This window comes from Sphingomonas sp. CFBP9019 (assembly GCF_034045155.1).
GTDB lineage: Bacteria > Pseudomonadota > Alphaproteobacteria > Sphingomonadales > Sphingomonadaceae > Sphingomonas > Sphingomonas aerolata.
On record NZ_JAXCWK010000001.1, the window covers coordinates 722048 to 739307 of the forward strand.

Genomic DNA, 17260 nt, shown 5'->3' on the forward strand with positions numbered 1-17260 from the left:
GTCGACCCGATCTCCGGGTGCGCTGCACGTCACGTGCGGCGCACCCGGTTCTTTCTTTGACGACGGTGCCGACGGCGCGCCGCATGGGTCCGGGCCTTCATCGTCACACACGCGCTGACCAGATATTTCAGGGACCGGACCTCATGATCGTGCCATCCATTCTTCTCGCGCTTGCAGCGTTGCAAACGACAGCGGCGCCCGCGGCGACCGCCGAGCATGTCGCGATCCAGGCCGCGGACATCGATCGCAGCGCGGCTTTCTACCACGAGGCCTTCGGCTTGCGGATCATCCCGACGCCGCTCAAAAACCGCCGCTGGCTCGATCTGGGCAACGGCCTTGCGCTCCACATCCTCGACGGCCGTACGACGCCGAAACCCTCGAACCGGAACGAGCATCTGGCGCTGCACGTCGACGATCTGGCCACCGTCATTGCCTGGCTCGACCAGCACGGACGCGTCTGGACCGATCTTGCGGGCACACCGCACACGATGCAGCTCCGGTTCGACGGCGTCCGCCAGATCTATGCGCAGGATCCCGACGGCTATTGGCTGGAGATCGGGGACGCACGCGGCACGGCGCCACGATGACGTAGCAGCCGATCTCGACCAAGGTTATCGAGCGGCAACTCTCTTGGCCGCCACCGCACCCGAGGGACGAGCACGCTGTTTGATCTTTTTAGATTTGCGCTGCACCCCGGCCCCTGAAAGACATCTGCACGACACATAAACTGGTGTACGCTGCCCCTCGGCGCGGTGCGCCACAGGAGAGATCGCCATGTCGTTCGTTGTCAACGGAAACGCCGTCCCGGAACCGGCGGATCCCCGTGTCTCGCTGCTCGATCACCTCCGGGAGACGCTCCACCTGACGGGCACCAAGAAGGGTTGCAACCAGGGCGCGTGCGGGGCCTGCACAGTGCTGGTCGATGGCGAGCGGATCCTGTCCTGCCTCGCGCTGGCGGTCCAGTATGACGGGCGTCAGATCACGACGATCGAAGGGCTGGCCGAGGCCGCGACGCTCCATCCGTTGCAGGCGGCGTTCATCGAGCATGACGGGTTCCAGTGCGGCTATTGCACGCCCGGGCAGATCTGTTCCGCGATCGGCATGGCCGCGGAGGCCCGCCGTGGCGTGCCAAGCCATGTCAGCGCCGACCTCGCCGCCGATGTCACCCTGACCCGCGACGAGATCCAGGAACGGATGAGCGGCAATCTTTGCCGTTGCGGCGCGCATAACGGCATCATCGATGCGATCCAGGCGACGATGGCGCCACAGGCGACAGCCGCGACGAGCGCGGAGATGGCGGCATGACTCCCTTCACCTACCTGCGCGCCGATACCGTGAACGATGCCGTACGACTGGGTGCGGGCGAGACCGCGGCCTTTCTCGGCGGCGGCACCAATATCGTCGACCTGATGCGTGAGACCGTCGCCCGCCACGAGACATTGGTCGACGTGACCCGCCTGTCCGCCGCGGTCACCGAGACGGCAGAGGGCGGACTGCTGATCGGCGCGGCCGCCACCAACACCGCGGTCGCCGAGCATCACGGCGTGCGGACGCGCTATCCCATGCTGTCGCGCGCGATCCTGGCGGGGGCGTCTGCGCAGATCCGCAACATGGCGACGGTCGGCGGCAACCTGCTGCAGCGTACGCGCTGTACCTATTTCTATGACACCGACGGCTCGCACTGCAACAAACGCGTGCCCGGCACGGGGTGCGACGCCCGCGAAGGGTTCAACCGCATCCACGCGATCCTGGGCGCATCCGATGCCTGCGTCGCGACGCATCCCTCCGACATGTGCGTCGCACTGACCGCGCTCGACGCTGTCGTGCATATCGAGGGACGCGACGGTGCGCGGACGCTTCCCTTTGGCGAGCTGCACCGCCTGCCCGGCGATCGGCCCGACCTCGACACAATGCTGGCGGCGGGCGAGCTGATCACGGCGATCGAACTGCCGCCGCTCGGCTTTGCGGCCCGATCGACCTATCGCAAGGTACGCGACCGGGCGAGCTATGCCTTCGCGCTGATCTCGGTCGCGGCGGCGCTCGAGATGGACGGCGACCGGATCGCCGACGTCCGGATCGCGTTCGGCGGCGTCGCGCACAAGCCATGGCGCGCGACCAAGGCGGAGGCCGCGCTGCGCGGCGAACTGGCCAGCGAGGCCGCCTTCCGGGCGGCTGCAGCCGCGGAGTTCGCCGACGCGCGGCCACTTCGCGACAATGCGTTCAAACCCGAACTGGCGACGCGAACGCTGGCCGCGGTGCTGGCCGAGCTGGCGAAGGGAGACGTGGCATGAGCATCATCGATAGCGCAAAGCAGGCGGCGCAGGGTCTGATGCAAGGCGCGATGGAGAAGCTCGTTCCGCTGGCACCCGACAGCTGGATCCCCGGCGGCCGGCCCGATCCGCTGATCGCGCACAAGCACGGGCTGATCGGCACGCCGGTATCGCGCCTCGACGGCGCGCTGAAGGTCAAGGGCGAGGCGGGTTTTGCAGCGGAATTCCGCTTCGACGACATGGCCTATGCGGCACTCGCCTATGCGACGATCCCGCGCGGTCGGATCACGGCGATCGACAGCGCGGCCGCGGAAGCCGCGCCGGGTGTCGTCTTGGTGATGACCCACCTCAACGCGCCACGGATGAACACGCCGGGCGTGTTCGGCTCGTCCCCGACCGCGGTGGGCCCCGCCGACCTGCCGATCCTGCAGGACGACCGCATCCACTGGAACGGGCAACCGATCGCCTGCGTCCTCGCCGAGACCCAGGAACAGGCCGATCATGCCGCGTCGCTGCTCGGCTTCACCTATGATGCGGAGCCGTCGACGACCAGTCTCGAAGGCGCGAAGGCGAACGGGCGCGAACCGGGCCTGTTCATGGGCCAACCGCTGCACAACCGGATCGGCGATGCCGACGCCGCGCTCGCCATCGCGCCGCATGTCGTCGATCAGATCTATCGCACCCCGCGCCACAACCATAATCCGATCGAACCGCATGCCGCGACGATCGCATGGATCGACGGCGCGCTGGTGATCCACGACGCAAGCCAGATGGTCACCGCCCAGGCGCAGACGATCGGCGAGGTCTTCGATCTCAAGCCCGACAAGGTCCGGTTGACCTCGCCCTATGTCGGCGGCGGTTTTGGCTGCAAGGGCTTGTGGGATCACCAGATCATCGGTGCCGCCGCGGCGAAGCTGGCAGGCCGTCCGGTGCGGATCACGCTGTCGCGCGAGGGTGTATACCGGGTCGTCGGCGGGCGATCGCTCACCGAGCAGCGGGTGGCGATCGGCGCGACCGCGGAGGGCCGCTTCGATGCGCTGGTCCATACCGGCCTGTCGATCATGACGCCACACAACAACATGCCCGAGCCGTTCATCCTCGGCACGCGTGCCGCCTATGCCTGCCCCAATATCAGCCTGCAGGTCGACATCGCGCGGATGAACATGCTGGCCAACACCTTCATGCGCGCGCCGGGCGAGGCGGTCGGCACCTTCGCGCTGGAATGCGCGGTCGACGAGCTGGCGGTCGATCTGGGCATGGACCCGGTCGCGCTGCGGATCCTGAACGAGCCGGACAAGGACCCGACGTCGGGCCTCGCCTTCTCGTCGCGCCATATCGTCGAGGCGTGGCGCAACGGTGCGGATCATTTCGGCTGGGCGGATCGCAGTGTCGAACCGGCCACGCGCCGCGATGGCGAATGGCAGATCGGCATGGGCTGCGCGACCGGAACCTATCCCTATTACCGGATGCCCGGCGCGCAGGCGCGCATCACCCTCACGCGGGACGGCGACGCCGTGCGCGCGTTGATCGAGGTCGCGGCGGCGGAAATGGGCATGGGCACCTCGACCACCACCGCGATCGTCGGCGCGGAGCGTCTCGGTCTGTCGCTCGAACAGGTCGAGGTCGGCTACGGCGACTCTTCGATCCCGGGCGCGATCATGGCGGGGGGATCGCAGCAGACCGCGGCGATCGGCGCGGCCGTCATCGCGGCGCATAACGCGCTGGTCGCCGAGCTGCTCAAACTCGCCGGCAACGACTCGCCCCTCGCGGGGCTGTCGGCGGATACGGTCGGCAGCGAGGATGCCGGGCTGGCGAAGATCGACGACCCGTCGCAGCGGGAAAGCTACGCCTCGATTCTGACGCGTGCGCAGCGCGACAGCGTCACCGTCACCGCAGCGGCGTCGCAACCGCTCGAACTGATGCACTGGTCGATGCACTCGCACAGCGCGATCTTCTGCGAGGTGAAGGTTAATGCGGTTACCGGCGAGACACGTGTCAGCCGGATTCTCGGATCGTTCGACTGCGGGCGCATCCTCAACCCCAAGACGGCAAAGAGCCAGTTCCGCGGCGGGATCATCATGGGGCTCGGCATGGCGCTGATGGAGGAAACGCAGTTCGACGAACGCAACGGCCGGGTCATGAACCCGAGCCTCGCCGAATATCATATCCCCGTGCACCTCGACGTCCCGGAGATCGACGTCATCTGGACCGATATCGCCGATCCCCACACACCGATGGGTGCGCACGGGATTGGCGAGATCGGCATCACCGGCGTCGCGGCGGCGGTCGCCAATGCGGTCTACAACGCCACCGGCAAGCGCGTCCGCGATCTGCCGATCACCCTCGACAAGCTGCTATAGGGTGGCCCTTCAGGGGAAGCGCGACACGCGCCGGTCGGGCAGTCGCCGACCGGCGCTGTGCTGCCCCCCCGCCGCGCTTCGAACCGTTTGCGGCACCGAACGCCCCCGTGCGAACAACGGCGCACCGGCGACGGGTGCATGGATCGCCCACGCCCGTGTCTCGCTACCGGATTCGGAACGTCGTCCCATTCTGCCGCGACGACGCCCCTCTTCGCCACCGCGCCGGGATCTAGCGGCTGCTCGCGCGTTACAGCTTGCTGCCCCCGCTTCTCCCAACTTTCACGGAAGTTCAGATCATGTCCGACCAAACCGACAGCCCCGTCCTTCAGCCCGTCACGATCGGCGATCTGCGACTGCAGAATCGTATCGTCATGGCGCCGCTGACGCGCAGCCGCTCGAGCGACGAGGGTGTCCCGCCCGACTTCGCCGCAGACTATTATGCGCAGCGTGCCGATGCCGGCCTCATCATCAGCGAAGCAACCAACATCTCGTCGCAGGCGCGCGGCTATGCGATGACGCCCGGCATCTGGTCGGACGCGCAGGTCGCCGCATGGACGCCGATCGTCGAGGCCGTCCACCGGCGTGGTGGGGCGATCTTCCTCCAGCTGTGGCACACCGGCCGCATCTCGCATCCCGATCTCCACGACGGTGCCCTCCCCGTCGCGCCGTCCGCGATCAAGGCGGAGGGCCAGGCCTTCACCAATGACGGCATGAAGAATTTCGTAACTCCGCGTGCACTGGAGACGGACGAGATCCCCGCGATCGTCGAGGATTACCGCCGCGCTGCCGAACAGGCGAAGGCCGCGGGGTTTGACGGCGTCGAGGTCCATGCCGCGAACAATTATCTGCTCGAACAGTTCATCCGCGACAGCACCAACCAGCGCACCGACGTCTATGGCGGCACGATCGAGAACCGCTTGCGCTTCCCGCTGGACGTGGTTCGCGCCGTGGTCGATGTCTGGGGTGCTAACCGCGTCGGGATCCGCATCTCGCCCGCGACGACCGAGCCGGGCAAGACCCCGCTCGACAGCCAGGTTGGGCGGACCTTCGACACGTTCGTCGATGCCCTGTCGGAGATCGGGCTGCTGTACATCCATGATATCGAAGGCGTGACCCAGCAGACGCGCGACGTGCCGGACGGCGTCGACTTCCAGGCGCTGCGCAAGCGCTTCTCGGGCGCGTACATCGCCAACAATCAGTATACGCTGGAGCTTGCCGAGAAGACGCTGGCAGAGGGCAATGCCGACCTGTTCAGCTTCGGTCGCCCCTTCCTCGCCAATCCCGATCTCGTCGACCGGCTGCGCACCGGCGCACCGCTGGCCGACGCGCCGAAGCAATATTGGTATGGCGGCGGCGCCGTCGGCTATTCGGACTGGCCCGGCATGAACGGGAAGATCGAACTCTCGTAATCCGGCAGAGCGTCTGAGTTGGCCGAGGGGACGCGGGGCCGGCATACATCGTGCCGCCCTCGTCCCCGATTAGCCACAGCAGCGCTTGTGTTTTTTCCCCGACCCGCAAGGGCACGGATCGTTGCGACCGACTTTCGATGCCGTCGTCGCCGATGCGTCGGGTGACGACGGGCCAGCGACGCTCACTTGCGCTGCGTACAGGCGCTGAACGGCTTCGGTCAGTTCGGCCGGCGCCCGGTCCTGAAGCGCGTTGATCTCCACGCTGTCGAGGTCGCTCTCATTGCCCGCGACCGCAATCAGCGTTGCCAGCTGCGACCACGGGGCCGCCCTTGCGGGGTCGTCGGCCAGCGCATCCCAGGCCTCGGGGCGCAGCGCGACCGCATCGGTCAGGCCGTCGATCCAATATTCCCACAGAACTTCACCGTCGCGCTCATCGACGTCGAAGATCGGTTGAAGCTTGCCGCGGGCAAGGTCGCGCGCGATCTCATCACGCCGTGCCGCCACCGCATCGGCGAACCATTGCACGTCGAGCGGATCCTCAAAGGGCGGCGTGCCGTCGGACTCGCTTCCCCAGATCACGGTCATCCACTCGCTCGGCGCGATCGCCTCCGGGGAGATCAGCAGCCCGGTGAGGAAGCCGTCGAGCTCGGTGAGCAACATCGGTTCCTCGACGGCGAGATCGGCGAGCGCGCCATCGAGGCGCCGGAAGCGCGACGGGAATCGCTTCACAGGCTGAGCGCGCGGCGGCGCATCTCGGCCTGCGCCATCTCGCGCAGCGGGGTCGCCTCGCCCGCAGCGAAGATGTCCGCGAGGTCGAGCAGATCCTCGTCGCCGAGAGCATTCACCGAGGCCTCGACGGCCACGAGGCGATCGAGCGCGCGCGCCGTCACCATCCCCTGGCGCTTGGTTCGTATTTTGAGCATCGCCGTCCACTAGCAGAACCGGTCAGGATTTACAGGCGCAGACCACGTTGATGATCCGGCACGCATCGACGTGCGGGTGGCAGCCTCCCGGCGCACCGGATCGCAATCGCGAAAATTGTCGTGCGCTCCAAACCGTCCCTGCCCTGACCACTCTATAATCAAGCTGACCTTGATGGGCGGTCCCCCGATTCCGCGGTTGGCGGCAAGATCGGCGTGACATGTGAGATTCAGACGGCGGCAAATGGCCGCCGTGTTGTTTGAGCTATTGATTTACATGATGCAGCACAAAGGAATCCGTTGATGTTGGCAAAGATCCTCGGCGGCGTCTCGTCAGACGTCCTCACGTCCGAATTGGCGCGCCTCGAGAGCATGTTTGCCGATGGTGACTTTTCGCAACGGGCGAATACGTCGCTCGCCAACGGCCAGACCCAGACGGTGCTTTGCGCGATCAACCAGATGCTCGATCGCGCGCTGCGGCCGGTTCGCCAGTTGAGCGCCCGGATCGACGACTGGAGCGCTGCGCATGACAAGGGCGATATCGACGCCGTCCTGCCGGTCGACGAGTTTCACGGGACGTTCGCGGTCATGGCGAAGCGGCTCAACCTTCTGGTCGGCAGCCACATCGCGGTCAAAAGAACCGCGATGGCCTGCGTCAGGGAATTCAGCGAGGGCAATTTCGCCGCCCCGCTGGAGCGTTTCCCCGGCAAGAAGGCGTTCATCAACGAGACGATCGAGACGCTGCGCGCAAATCTGCAGGGCTTGATCAGCGAACTGAATCACATGTCCTCCGAGCACGACAAGGGCGACATCGACGTCATCGTCGCGGCCGACCGGTTCAAGGGCGACTTCGGCACCATGGCGCGCGGCGTCAATACCATGGTCGCCAACCATATCGCCGTGAAGAAGAAGGCGATGGCCTGCATCAAGGCGTTTGGCGAAGGCAATTTCGACGCGCCGCTCGAGACCTTTCCCGGCAAGAAGGCGTTCATCAACGACACCGTCGAGACGCTGCGTCGCAACCTGCGCGATATCATCGGCGAGGTGGAACGGCTGATCAAGGCATCGACGGCGGGCGAGCTCGGCCAGCGCGGTGACGAGACGCGCTTCGTCGGGGATTTCGCCGGACTGGTCTGCGGGATCAACGCGATGCTCGACGCGACGCTGCTGCCGATCGAGGAGGGCAATCGCGTCCTGAACCTCGCCAGCGTCGGTGACCTGCGCGAGATGGTCGAGATCCCCTGCCAGGGCGACCACCGCCGCATGAAGGATTCGATCAACGCGCTGGTCGACAATCTGCGGGTAAGCGCCAGTCTCGCCGACAAGATCGCCGACGGTGATCTGAGCTTTGCACATCAGCCATTGTCCGACCAGGATACGCTTGGACAGGCGATCGTGCGGATGGTCGACAATCTGAGGGTGAGTGCCGATCTTGCCGACAAGATTGCCGATGGCGATCTGGCGGTGTCGCACCAGCCCATGTCCGACAAGGATGTTCTCGGCCAGGCGCTGGTGCGGATGATCGAACAATTGCGCAACGTCGTCGGCAAGGCCAGCGGCGCCGCCGACAACGTCTCGGCCGGAAGCCAGGAGCTGTCGGCCAGTTCCGAGCAGGTCTCGCAAGGCGCGACCGAGCAGGCCGCGGCTGCCGAAGAGGCGTCCTCGGCGATGGAAGAGATTGCCGCCAACATCAAGCAGAGCGCGGACAATGCCGCGCAGACCGAAAAGATCGCCCGCCAGTCTGCGAAGGACGCCGAACTCAGCGGGATTGCGGTCCAGCGCGCGGTCAACGCGATGCGGACGATCGCCGAGAAGATCGGCATCGTCCAGGAAATTGCCCGGCAGACCGATCTGCTCGCGCTGAACGCCGCGGTCGAGGCAGCGCGCGCGGGCGAACATGGCCGCGGCTTTGCCGTCGTCGCCTCGGAGGTCCGCAAGCTCGCCGAACGCAGTCAGGTCGCAGCGGCAGAGATCGGATCGGTGTCCTCGCAGACCGTCGCAGCGGCGACCGAAGCCGGCGACATGTTGACCAAGCTGGTGCCTGATATCAGCCGCACCGCCGAACTCGTCGCCGAGATCAGCGCGGCATGCCGCGAACAGGATATTGGCGCGGCACAGATCAACGAAGCGATCCAGCAGCTCGACCTGATCAGTCAGCAGAATGCCGGTGCGTCCGAACAGATCACCGCGACGTCGGAGGAGCTCGCCTCGCAGGCCGAGGAACTCCAGGCCAGCATCGCCTATTTCCGGACCGGCGGCGGGGCGGACCTTGGCCATCGCCGGCCGGCCCCGGCGGTGCAGCGCAAGGTGAGCGCGCGCAGCCCGATCGCCGCACGGCCAAGCGCCAAGGCCAAGCGGCCAAAGCCCAATTCTATCGCCGACCAGCAGGCCCGCGTGAACGGCTTCGCGCTCGATCTGATCAAGGGTGGCACCGACGCCGACGACGATGCTTTCGGCGCGCAGGCGGCCTGACCGCGGATTGCTGAGACGGGCGGCCTAGCCGGTAATCAGACGCAACCGCTGACGCTGTGGTGAGGCGATCGCGCCGTCGGGCGCGGTCGCCTTGCGGCGTTAATGACGACCTGATCGAAAATAAGCGATGGGTCCGGAACGGACCTCTTGGCCGCCGTCTATAATGAACCAGCGGACCCGGCCGCGCGACGCTGCCGGTCGGAGAGAATGGGGGAACGCATGGCGCAAATCATCCTTGTACCGGCCACCGTCACGACCAGCTCGGTGGTGCCGTTCGCCGCGGACCTCGCGTCACAGCTCGAGCAGCATGACGCGATCGAACTCGATCTCTCCGCCGTTGCCGAAGCCGATGTCAGCCTTTTGCAGCTCGTCTGCGCGGCGCGCCGTCAGGCCGAACGCGACGGCAAGTCCCTGCGCCTTGCAATGCCGGTGCACGACGCGCTGGCGGCGCTCCTCGAGCGCGCGGGCTTCCTCACCGATATCCCATCAGCCGATCAGAATTTCTGGTTTCACGGAGATTTGCCGCGATGAGCGCATCCATCCTTATCGTCGATGATTCCACCAGCATACGCGTCGCCATCCGCATGGCGCTGACCGGGGCTGGCTACACCGTCAGCGAGGCCGCCGACGGCGCGCAGGGCCTGAGCAAGGCCAGTGGCAGCCGCTTCGACATGATCATCACCGATCTCAACATGCCCAACATGGACGGTCTGTCGATGATCCGCGCGCTGCGCAAGAACCCCGCGCAATGCGGTACCCCGATCCTGTTCCTCACCACCGAATCCGAGGATGCGATGAAGCAGCAGGCCAAGGCCGCCGGCGCGACCGGCTGGCTGGTCAAGCCGTTCGTCCCCGAACAGCTGATCCGGGTCGTGCGCAAGGTCCTCGGACGGTGAGCCAGAACGACCCCGTCGCCGCATTCCGCGTCGAGGCGGGTGAAGTCCTCGAACAGGTCGAGCAGGGCCTGCTCGATCTCGGTCACCGGCTGGACGATCACGAGCTGATCGACGCGGTGTTCCGCGGGCTGCACACGCTCAAGGGCTCGGGCGCGATGTTCGGCTTCGACGCGCTGGCCAGCTTCACGCATCACTGCGAGACCGCCTTCGACCGCGTCCGCAAGAACCTGACCCCCGCCACGCCGCAGCTGATCGCGGTCATCCTGTCCGCGCAGGATCACATGCGCGCGCTGATCGAGGGCGACGCGACCGACCGCAAGGCGGAAGGCGACGCGATCCTGGCGAAGCTGCAGGCGGCGCTGGACGGCGCCCCCGCGCCGACGCCGGAGGCACCGCCCGTCGTGCAGGGGTGGCGGCTGTCGCTCCGCCTGCCCCCCGAAGCGATGCAGAATGGCATCAACCCGCTCGCGCTGCTCGACGAGTTGCGCACGCTCGGCGACTGCCGGATCGTCGCGCGGACCGACCAGGTGCCGCCGCTTGCCGAGCTGGTGCCGACCGAATGCCATATCGGCTGGGATATCGAAGTGCGCGGCGCGGTGTCGCGGGATGACCTCGAGGATGTCTTCATCTTCGTGCTCGACGACCTAGACCTTCAGATCGAGGCGATCGGCGACACGTCGTGCGACGGCGTGGAGGATGCCGCGCCGCCGCCTGGCGCGGGGACGACGCCGTCTGCGCTCCCGCCCGCACGGGTCGACACGATACCACCGGTGCAGGATCGCGACCCAGCCACCACCCCGAACGGCCGCGGCGCGCCCAAGACCGGCGAAAGCGTCCGGGTACCCGCCGAACGCCTCGACCTGCTGATGGACCGGGTGGGCGAACTCGTCATCGTCCAGAGCCGGCTGTCGCAGCTCGCGCATAGCAGCGGCAGCAACGCGACGGACGTCGCGCTTCGCTCCATCTCCGAGGAGATCGAGCGGCTGGCGAGCGAATTGCGAGACACGGTGATGGTGCTCCGCATGGTGCCCGTCGCCACGCTGTTCGGCCGCTTCCGCCGCCTCGTCCACGACATCGCGCGCGATACCGGCAAGACGATCGAGCTGTCGACCGACGGCGAGACGACCGAGGTCGACAAGACGGTGATCGAACGGCTCGCCGATCCGCTGATCCACCTGATCCGCAACGCCTGCGATCACGGGATCGAACCGCCCGAGCGGCGCCTTGCCGCAGGGAAGCCCGAGGTCGGGCAGGTTCGGCTGTCCGCGCGTCAGGAGGGTGGCGAGGTCGTCATCACGATCCGCGACGACGGCCACGGGATCGACCGCGAGCGCGTGCGCGCCAAGGCCGAGGCGCACGGCCTGCTCCAGCCGGGACAGATCGTGAGCGACCAGGAGTTGCTCCAGATGATCTTCCATCCCGGCTTCTCGACCGCACCGCAGATCACCAGCCTGTCGGGTCGCGGCGTCGGGATGGACGTGGTCAAACGCACGATCGAGAGCCTGCGCGGCACGATCGAGGTGGCGAGCGTATCGGGCCAGGGATCGGCGATGTCGCTGCGCATCCCGCTGACCCTCGCGATCATCGACGGGCTGCTGATCCGGGTCGGCGACGGTCGCTACGTCATTCCGCTCGCCGTGGTCGAGGAATGCATCGAACTCAGCCTCGAGGAAGACCTGCGTTCGCGCGGGCGGAGCTTCATCACGCTGCGCGATCGGCTCGTTCCGTTCGTCCGGCTGCGCGAGATGTTCGCGACGGGGACGAAGCCCAGCGTCCACCAGAAGATCGTCATCATCGCGACCGGCACCGAGCGGGTCGGGCTGGTGGTCGATCAGATCATCGGCAGCCACCAGACCGTGATCAAGCCGATGTCGGCGGTGCACTGCAACGTCCCGACCTTCGCCGGCGCGACAATCCTCGGCGATGGCGGCGTCGCGCTGATTCTCGACGTCGTCCAGCTCGTCGCGCTGGGCCAGCATCAGGAGGAGCGGCTTCGCGCCGTTGCATGACCATGGAAGACACGACGGAAACCCAGTGGGACGAAGACGGCCGGCTCGAGGTGCTGACGTTCGATCTGCAAGCCGAGAAGTTCGCGGTCGAGGCGGTCCTTGTCCGGGAGATCCTGGACCTGCTGCCCGAAACGGTCGTGCCGGGTGCGGACCGGCTGGTCGCGAGCGTCGCGAACTTTCGGGGCAAGATCATCCCGATCGCCGACCTGCGCCTGGCGTTCGGCCTGCCCTCGGCGGAATCGACGATGGACAGCCGGATCGTGGTGGTCGAGCTCGACGTCGACGGTGTCCCGACGCAGATCGGCATCCGCACCGACAAGGTGCACGAGGTCGCGACCTTGCACCACGATGCCAGCGAGACCCCGCCTACGGTCGGCCTGCGCTGGCGTCGCGATTTCATCCGCGAACTGGTGCGTACGCCGCAGGGCGTCATCGTCCTCGTCAATATCGCGCGGATCTTCGACCCGCTGCTCGGTGGCCGCGCCACCCCCGCCGTGCTCGCGCCGGCACTCCTCTGACGCTGGAAGGACCGACATGTACGGGTCAATCGAACGATGCTCGGCGACGGCCACTGATCGGTCCCGCGGGTCCCGGCCAGGTGGTGCGGCACGCCCCCGCTCCGCAGCCTGTGCTGGGTGCGCGGCATGAGCGTCGCCGGAGAGCTGCAGGCCGTGACCTTCGGGCTGGGTGCCGAGACCTTTGCGGTGCCCGTCACGCTGGTCCGCGAGATTCTCGACTGGAGCGAGACCTTCCACATTCCGAACGGCCCCGATTATCTGCTGGGGCTGACCGATCTGCGCGGCGAGGGCGTGACGACGATCGACCTGCGACGCCGCCTCGGCCTGCCGCCGGTCGCGCCGACGCCGAGCACGCGGATCCTCGTGATCGATGTCCCCGTCGATGGGCGCAACCTGGTCCTAGGCCTCGTCGTCGACCGGGTGCTGGAGGTCAGCACCTTCGACCGCGGCCAGATCGGCGCGGCGCCCGATATCGGCGTCCGCTGGCCGTCGCGCTATATTGCGGGGGTGGTCAAGCGGACCGAGGGTTTCGTCGTGCTGGTCGATGTCGCGCAGATCTTCTCCAGCGCCGAGGTCAACGCCCTGCACGCCAGCGCCGCATGACGGGGTCGCGTCGCGACCCCTGACACCCAATCCTCATGGTGCCGCCTCGACCGGTCCCTCGTCATTTCTGGAGCTGGCTCCCGTGTCCTTCATCTCCCCGATCGTCAAATCTACGCCGAGCGCCTCGGACCAGATCGGCCCGCGCGAGTTCGCGAAGCTCGCCGACTATATCTTCGACTATGCCGGGATCCGGATGCCGGCGAGCAAGCGGACGATGCTCGAAGGGCGGTTGCGGCGTCGGCAACGCGCGCTGGGGTTCGATACGCTCGAGGCCTATTGTCGCCATGTCCTGACGGACAATAATCTCGATCAGGAGGGCATCCACCTAATCAACGCGGTGACGACCAACAAGACGGACTTCTTCCGCGAACCGGTCCATTTCGACTTTCTGCGCGACGTCGCCCTCCCCGGCCTGGAAGCGACCTATCTGCGGACGATCCGTGCCTGGAGCGTCGCCTGCTCGACCGGGCCCGAGCCCTACACGATCGCGATGCTGCTCGACCAGTTTGCCGCCACGCGCCGCGGCATCGCCTACAGCATATTGGCGACCGATCTGGACACCGAGGTGCTCGAGATCGCCCGGCGCGGCATCTACCCCGCCGATCTCGCAGAGCCCGTTCCGGCGGCGCTGCGGCGCAAATATCTGATGGAATCGCGTGATCCGGCGCGCCGCGAAGTCCGCGTGATACCCGAGTTGCGCCGGGCGATCGCGTTCGCCCGGCTGAACCTGATGGACGAGGTCTATCCGGTCGGCGAGCCGATGCACCTGATCTTCTGCCGCAACGTCCTCATCTATTTCGACAAGCAGACCCAGCATGAGGTCGTCTCGAAGCTCGTCAGCAGGCTCGCGCCGGGTGGCTACCTGTTTCTGGGGCATTCGGAATCGATCACGGGGCACGACCTCCCGCTCGTGCCCGTCGCCCACACCGTTTTCCAGCGGAGCTGATCCATGGCCATCTCCGGAAAGATCCGTGTGCTCATCGTCGACGACTCCGCGGTCGCGCGGCATGCCCTTGCGGCGATCCTAGAGGAGGATCCAGAGATCACCGTCATGGGCACTGCCGCCGACCCGTTCAGCGCAGCCCGCCGCATCCAGGACGAAGTGCCCGACGTGATGATGCTCGATGTCGAGATGCCGCGCATGGACGGGATCACCTTCCTGAAGAAGCTGATGGCACAATGCCCGCTTCCCGTGGTGATGTGCTCGTCGGTCACGGAAAAGGGCTCCGACGCGATGCTGCAGGCATTGGAGGCGGGCGCGGTCGACGTCATCGTGAAGCCCCGTGCCGGTCTCGCCGAGCATCTCGCCGATCACAATCTCCAGATCCGCGACGTGATCAAGGCGGCGGCGCGCGTGCGGGTCTCGCTCCGGTCGTCCAATGGCAGCCGGCCGGGCCGGCTCGAGCAGAAGCTCACCGCGGACGCCGTCCTGCCGCCCCCGAGCGGTCGCGTGATGAACCGCGCGACCGAGCGCGTGGTATGCCTCGGCGCATCGACCGGGGGAACCGAGGCCCTACGCGAAGTCCTCACGGCGCTGCCCGCGACCACGCCCGGTGTCGTCGTGGTTCAGCACATGCCGGAAAACTTCACGCGCGCTTTTGCCAATCGGCTGAACACGCTGTGCGTCGTGACCGTCAAGGAAGCCGAGGACGGCGATCCCGTCCTGCCGGGCACCGTCCTGATCGCGCCCGGCGGCAAGCACATGATGATCGAGCGGCGCGGGACCCGCTATTTCGTCGCGGTCCGCGACGGGCCGCTGGTCTCGCGTCACCGGCCATCGGTCGACGTCCTGTTCCGCTCGGCGGCGACCGCTGCGGGGACGAACGCGATCGGCGTCATCATGACGGGCATGGGCGACGATGGCGCGCGCGGGATGCTCGAGATGAAACAGGCGGGCGGCCGCACCTTCGCGCAGGACGAGGCGACGTCGATCGTCTTCGGCATGCCCAAGGAAGCGATCGCGCTGGGCGGCGTCGATCGGGTCGTCCCGTTGCATCACATCGCCCGCGACGTCTTGCACGCAACGGCACAATAGGGGCTAGGACGATGACATGGGTCGAACACAGGGCTGTCGAGTCCGATCGGGACGGCGACGAAATGCCGGCCTGGAGCGTGCTGGCAACCGAGCTCGAGAGCGTGGCGAGCGGGCTCGACCAGCGCTTCGTCGATGCCGGGCGTTCGCTGGAACGCGCCTATGACACGGTCGGAAACCTGATCGGCAGCCTCGAAAGCGTCACCAATGCGCTCGACCGGGATGCCGCCGACCGCGCGGTCGCGACGATGCAGGCCAATGCCGACCAGCTCGCCAGCCTGCCCGCGCGACAGAAGACGCGGCAGCATTCGCTCGACATCCTTCAGCAGGCGAGCGGAACGGTGCAGACGGAAATCGGGCGGGTCGACCGGACGCTCGATCTGCTGAAGATCTGCGGGCAGTATCTGAAAGTCGCGGCCGCCGGTGCGCACGGTTTTGCCGAGTTCGCCGACGCGATGGTCGCCGAACTGGACGTCAGCGAACGCGAGATCCACGAGATCAGCAAGGAGGTCGGGCAGCTCGCATCGACGGTTCCCTGCGTCGTCGAGGTGAATCGCGTGCTGGCGTCCGAATGCGCGCGCCTGTGCCCGCATGTTCCCGACAAACTCGCCGCGGACGCGATCGGACTCCAGCAGAACCAGATCGAGGCCGCGCGGCGTGCCGAGACGATCGCGACGATTGCCCGGGACATTCGCAGCAAGCTGTCCGCGGCGCACGGCGCATTGCAGATCGGCGACATCACCCGGCAGCGGCTCGAACATGTCGCGCAGGCCTGCAGCCTGCTCGGTACGGCGGTCGACGAGCTCAATCGCGCGGGCGATCCGGCTGCCGCCAGCGCGCTCGAAGGCCAGGTGATGGCGATGCTCGCGGCACAGGTCGCCGACGCGGCCGCGGATCTCCAGAAGGAATCGCGTCTGTTGGGCGGCAATTTCCGCGCGATCGCAACGCAGGTCGCGACGATGGTGGCACCGCATGAATCGAGCGGCGTCGAGCGGACGAGCGATGGCGCATTCCTGCAGCTGCTCGAGCAAAGCGTCGCCGATGTCGATGCGGTCACCGCGCAGTTGCGCGACGCCGACATGCGGTCGACGCAATTGGGATCCGAAGCCTCCGCCACCGTCAGACGCCTGGGCGACCGGCTGACGACGATCCACCGGGTCACGAGCGGCGTGCGGATCATGGCGTGGAATTCCGATCTGCGCTCGTTCCGCATGGGCCGCGAGGGCGACGGGCTGGCCCGTATCGCGACCGAGATCCGCTGTGCCGTCAACACCCTGGAGGCTGTCTCGGCATCGATCGCCAGCGCCTTCGAACAGTTGAGCGACGCCGCCGACGCGATCGGCTCGCCCCACGATGGCGACGAAGCGACGGCAGGGTCGCTGCCCGAGGCGCTCGCGGTCATTCGCGCGGGGGCGTTGCTCACGCGTCAGGGCATGTCCGGCCTCGACCGTGATGCGGGGGCGATCCACGACATCGTCGCGGCGATGACCAGCACGCTGGACTGTGAAACCGCCTTTGCCGAGCCGCTGGCGCGCATCAATGCGAAACTCGATGCACTGGCAATGCCGCTGGTCGAAGCGAGCCAGAGTATCTCGACCACCGGCGAGCAGCTTTTTCACGCGATAAACGCTTTCTACACGATGGCACGCGAACGCCAGGTGCACGCCCGCTTTTCGCCATCCCAGGACCAGCCCGAAGCCGAGGTCGCTGCGCTGTCAGAGGAGGCGGACGACTGCGACGGTCTGTTCTGAGGTCGAGGCGAGTCCTCGAC

The 17260-nt window shown here is 66.9% G+C and carries 16 protein-coding genes; 14 read left to right on the forward strand and 2 right to left on the reverse strand.

The window, feature by feature from the left end; all coding sequences use genetic code 11:
- Positions 1 to 143: 143 nt before the first annotated feature.
- The 5 genes from SOM18_RS03105 to SOM18_RS03125 all read left to right on the forward strand — a co-directional run bounded on the left by SOM18_RS03105 (position 144) and on the right by SOM18_RS03125 (position 6039).
- Entirely contained in the window at positions 144 to 587 is a 444-nt protein-coding gene (locus SOM18_RS03105) for a VOC family protein (RefSeq protein WP_192097047.1), read from the forward strand.
- Between the two features lie 187 nt (positions 588 to 774).
- A complete protein-coding gene (locus SOM18_RS03110) occupies positions 775 to 1305 on the forward strand; it encodes a 2Fe-2S iron-sulfur cluster-binding protein (protein WP_042466610.1) in 531 nt (176 codons plus the stop codon).
- Positions 1302 to 2291 (forward strand): xanthine dehydrogenase family protein subunit M, encoded by a 990-nt coding sequence (locus tag SOM18_RS03115; protein WP_320481269.1) that lies wholly within the window; start codon positions 1302 to 1304, stop codon positions 2289 to 2291. The genes SOM18_RS03110 and SOM18_RS03115 overlap by 4 nt, the downstream gene beginning before the upstream one ends.
- A complete protein-coding gene (locus tag SOM18_RS03120; RefSeq protein ID WP_031439698.1) occupies positions 2288 to 4630 on the forward strand; it encodes a xanthine dehydrogenase family protein molybdopterin-binding subunit in 2343 nt (780 codons plus the stop codon). The genes SOM18_RS03115 and SOM18_RS03120 overlap by 4 nt, the downstream gene beginning before the upstream one ends.
- Positions 4631 to 4926: 296 nt before the next feature.
- Positions 4927 to 6039, forward strand: coding sequence for an alkene reductase (locus tag SOM18_RS03125; RefSeq protein WP_031439697.1), 1113 nt, complete (start codon positions 4927 to 4929; stop codon positions 6037 to 6039).
- 69 nt (positions 6040 to 6108) lie between these two features.
- On the opposite strand, the gene SOM18_RS03130 is transcribed toward SOM18_RS03125, so the two are convergent.
- Complete coding sequence (locus SOM18_RS03130) at positions 6109 to 6768, reverse strand: UPF0149 family protein (RefSeq protein ID WP_031439696.1); 660 nt, start codon at positions 6766 to 6768, stop codon at positions 6109 to 6111.
- Positions 6765 to 6962 (reverse strand): hypothetical protein, encoded by a 198-nt coding sequence (locus tag SOM18_RS03135; RefSeq protein ID WP_043157026.1) that lies wholly within the window; start codon positions 6960 to 6962, stop codon positions 6765 to 6767. Before SOM18_RS03135 ends, SOM18_RS03130 begins: the two co-directional genes overlap by 4 nt.
- A gap of 300 nt (positions 6963 to 7262) precedes the next feature.
- Between SOM18_RS03135 and SOM18_RS03140 the strand changes: the two genes are divergently transcribed.
- From SOM18_RS03140 to SOM18_RS03180, 9 genes are all read left to right on the forward strand, one after another.
- A complete protein-coding gene (locus SOM18_RS03140) occupies positions 7263 to 9431 on the forward strand; it encodes a methyl-accepting chemotaxis protein (protein ID WP_042466609.1) in 2169 nt (722 codons plus the stop codon).
- A gap of 207 nt (positions 9432 to 9638) precedes the next feature.
- Complete coding sequence (locus SOM18_RS03145; RefSeq protein WP_320481270.1) at positions 9639 to 9962, forward strand: STAS domain-containing protein; 324 nt, start codon at positions 9639 to 9641, stop codon at positions 9960 to 9962.
- Positions 9959 to 10327, forward strand: a complete 369-nt coding sequence (locus SOM18_RS03150; RefSeq protein WP_031439694.1) for a response regulator — start codon at positions 9959 to 9961, stop codon at positions 10325 to 10327. The genes SOM18_RS03145 and SOM18_RS03150 overlap by 4 nt, the downstream gene beginning before the upstream one ends.
- A complete protein-coding gene (locus SOM18_RS03155; RefSeq protein ID WP_031439693.1) occupies positions 10324 to 12336 on the forward strand; it encodes a chemotaxis protein CheA in 2013 nt (670 codons plus the stop codon). Before SOM18_RS03150 ends, SOM18_RS03155 begins: the two co-directional genes overlap by 4 nt.
- A 2-nt stretch (positions 12337 to 12338) precedes the next feature.
- Complete coding sequence (locus SOM18_RS03160) at positions 12339 to 12854, forward strand: chemotaxis protein CheW (protein ID WP_152555405.1); 516 nt, start codon at positions 12339 to 12341, stop codon at positions 12852 to 12854.
- Between the two features lie 126 nt (positions 12855 to 12980).
- Positions 12981 to 13457, forward strand: coding sequence for a chemotaxis protein CheW (locus SOM18_RS03165; RefSeq protein ID WP_031439691.1), 477 nt, complete (start codon positions 12981 to 12983; stop codon positions 13455 to 13457).
- Positions 13458 to 13548: 91 nt separating this feature from the next.
- Positions 13549 to 14403: a CheR family methyltransferase gene (locus SOM18_RS03170; protein WP_042466613.1), complete on the forward strand. Its 855-nt coding sequence runs from the start codon at positions 13549 to 13551 to the stop codon at positions 14401 to 14403.
- Positions 14404 to 14406: 3 nt separating this feature from the next.
- Positions 14407 to 15492 carry a protein-glutamate methylesterase/protein-glutamine glutaminase gene (locus SOM18_RS03175; RefSeq protein WP_031439689.1) on the forward strand — a complete coding sequence of 362 codons (1086 nt, stop codon included), beginning with the start codon at positions 14407 to 14409 and terminating at the stop codon, positions 15490 to 15492.
- An 11-nt stretch (positions 15493 to 15503) separates the two neighbouring features.
- Positions 15504 to 17240: a hypothetical protein gene (locus SOM18_RS03180; RefSeq protein WP_128082100.1), complete on the forward strand. Its 1737-nt coding sequence runs from the start codon at positions 15504 to 15506 to the stop codon at positions 17238 to 17240.
- The last annotated feature ends 20 nt before the right edge of the window (positions 17241 to 17260 follow it).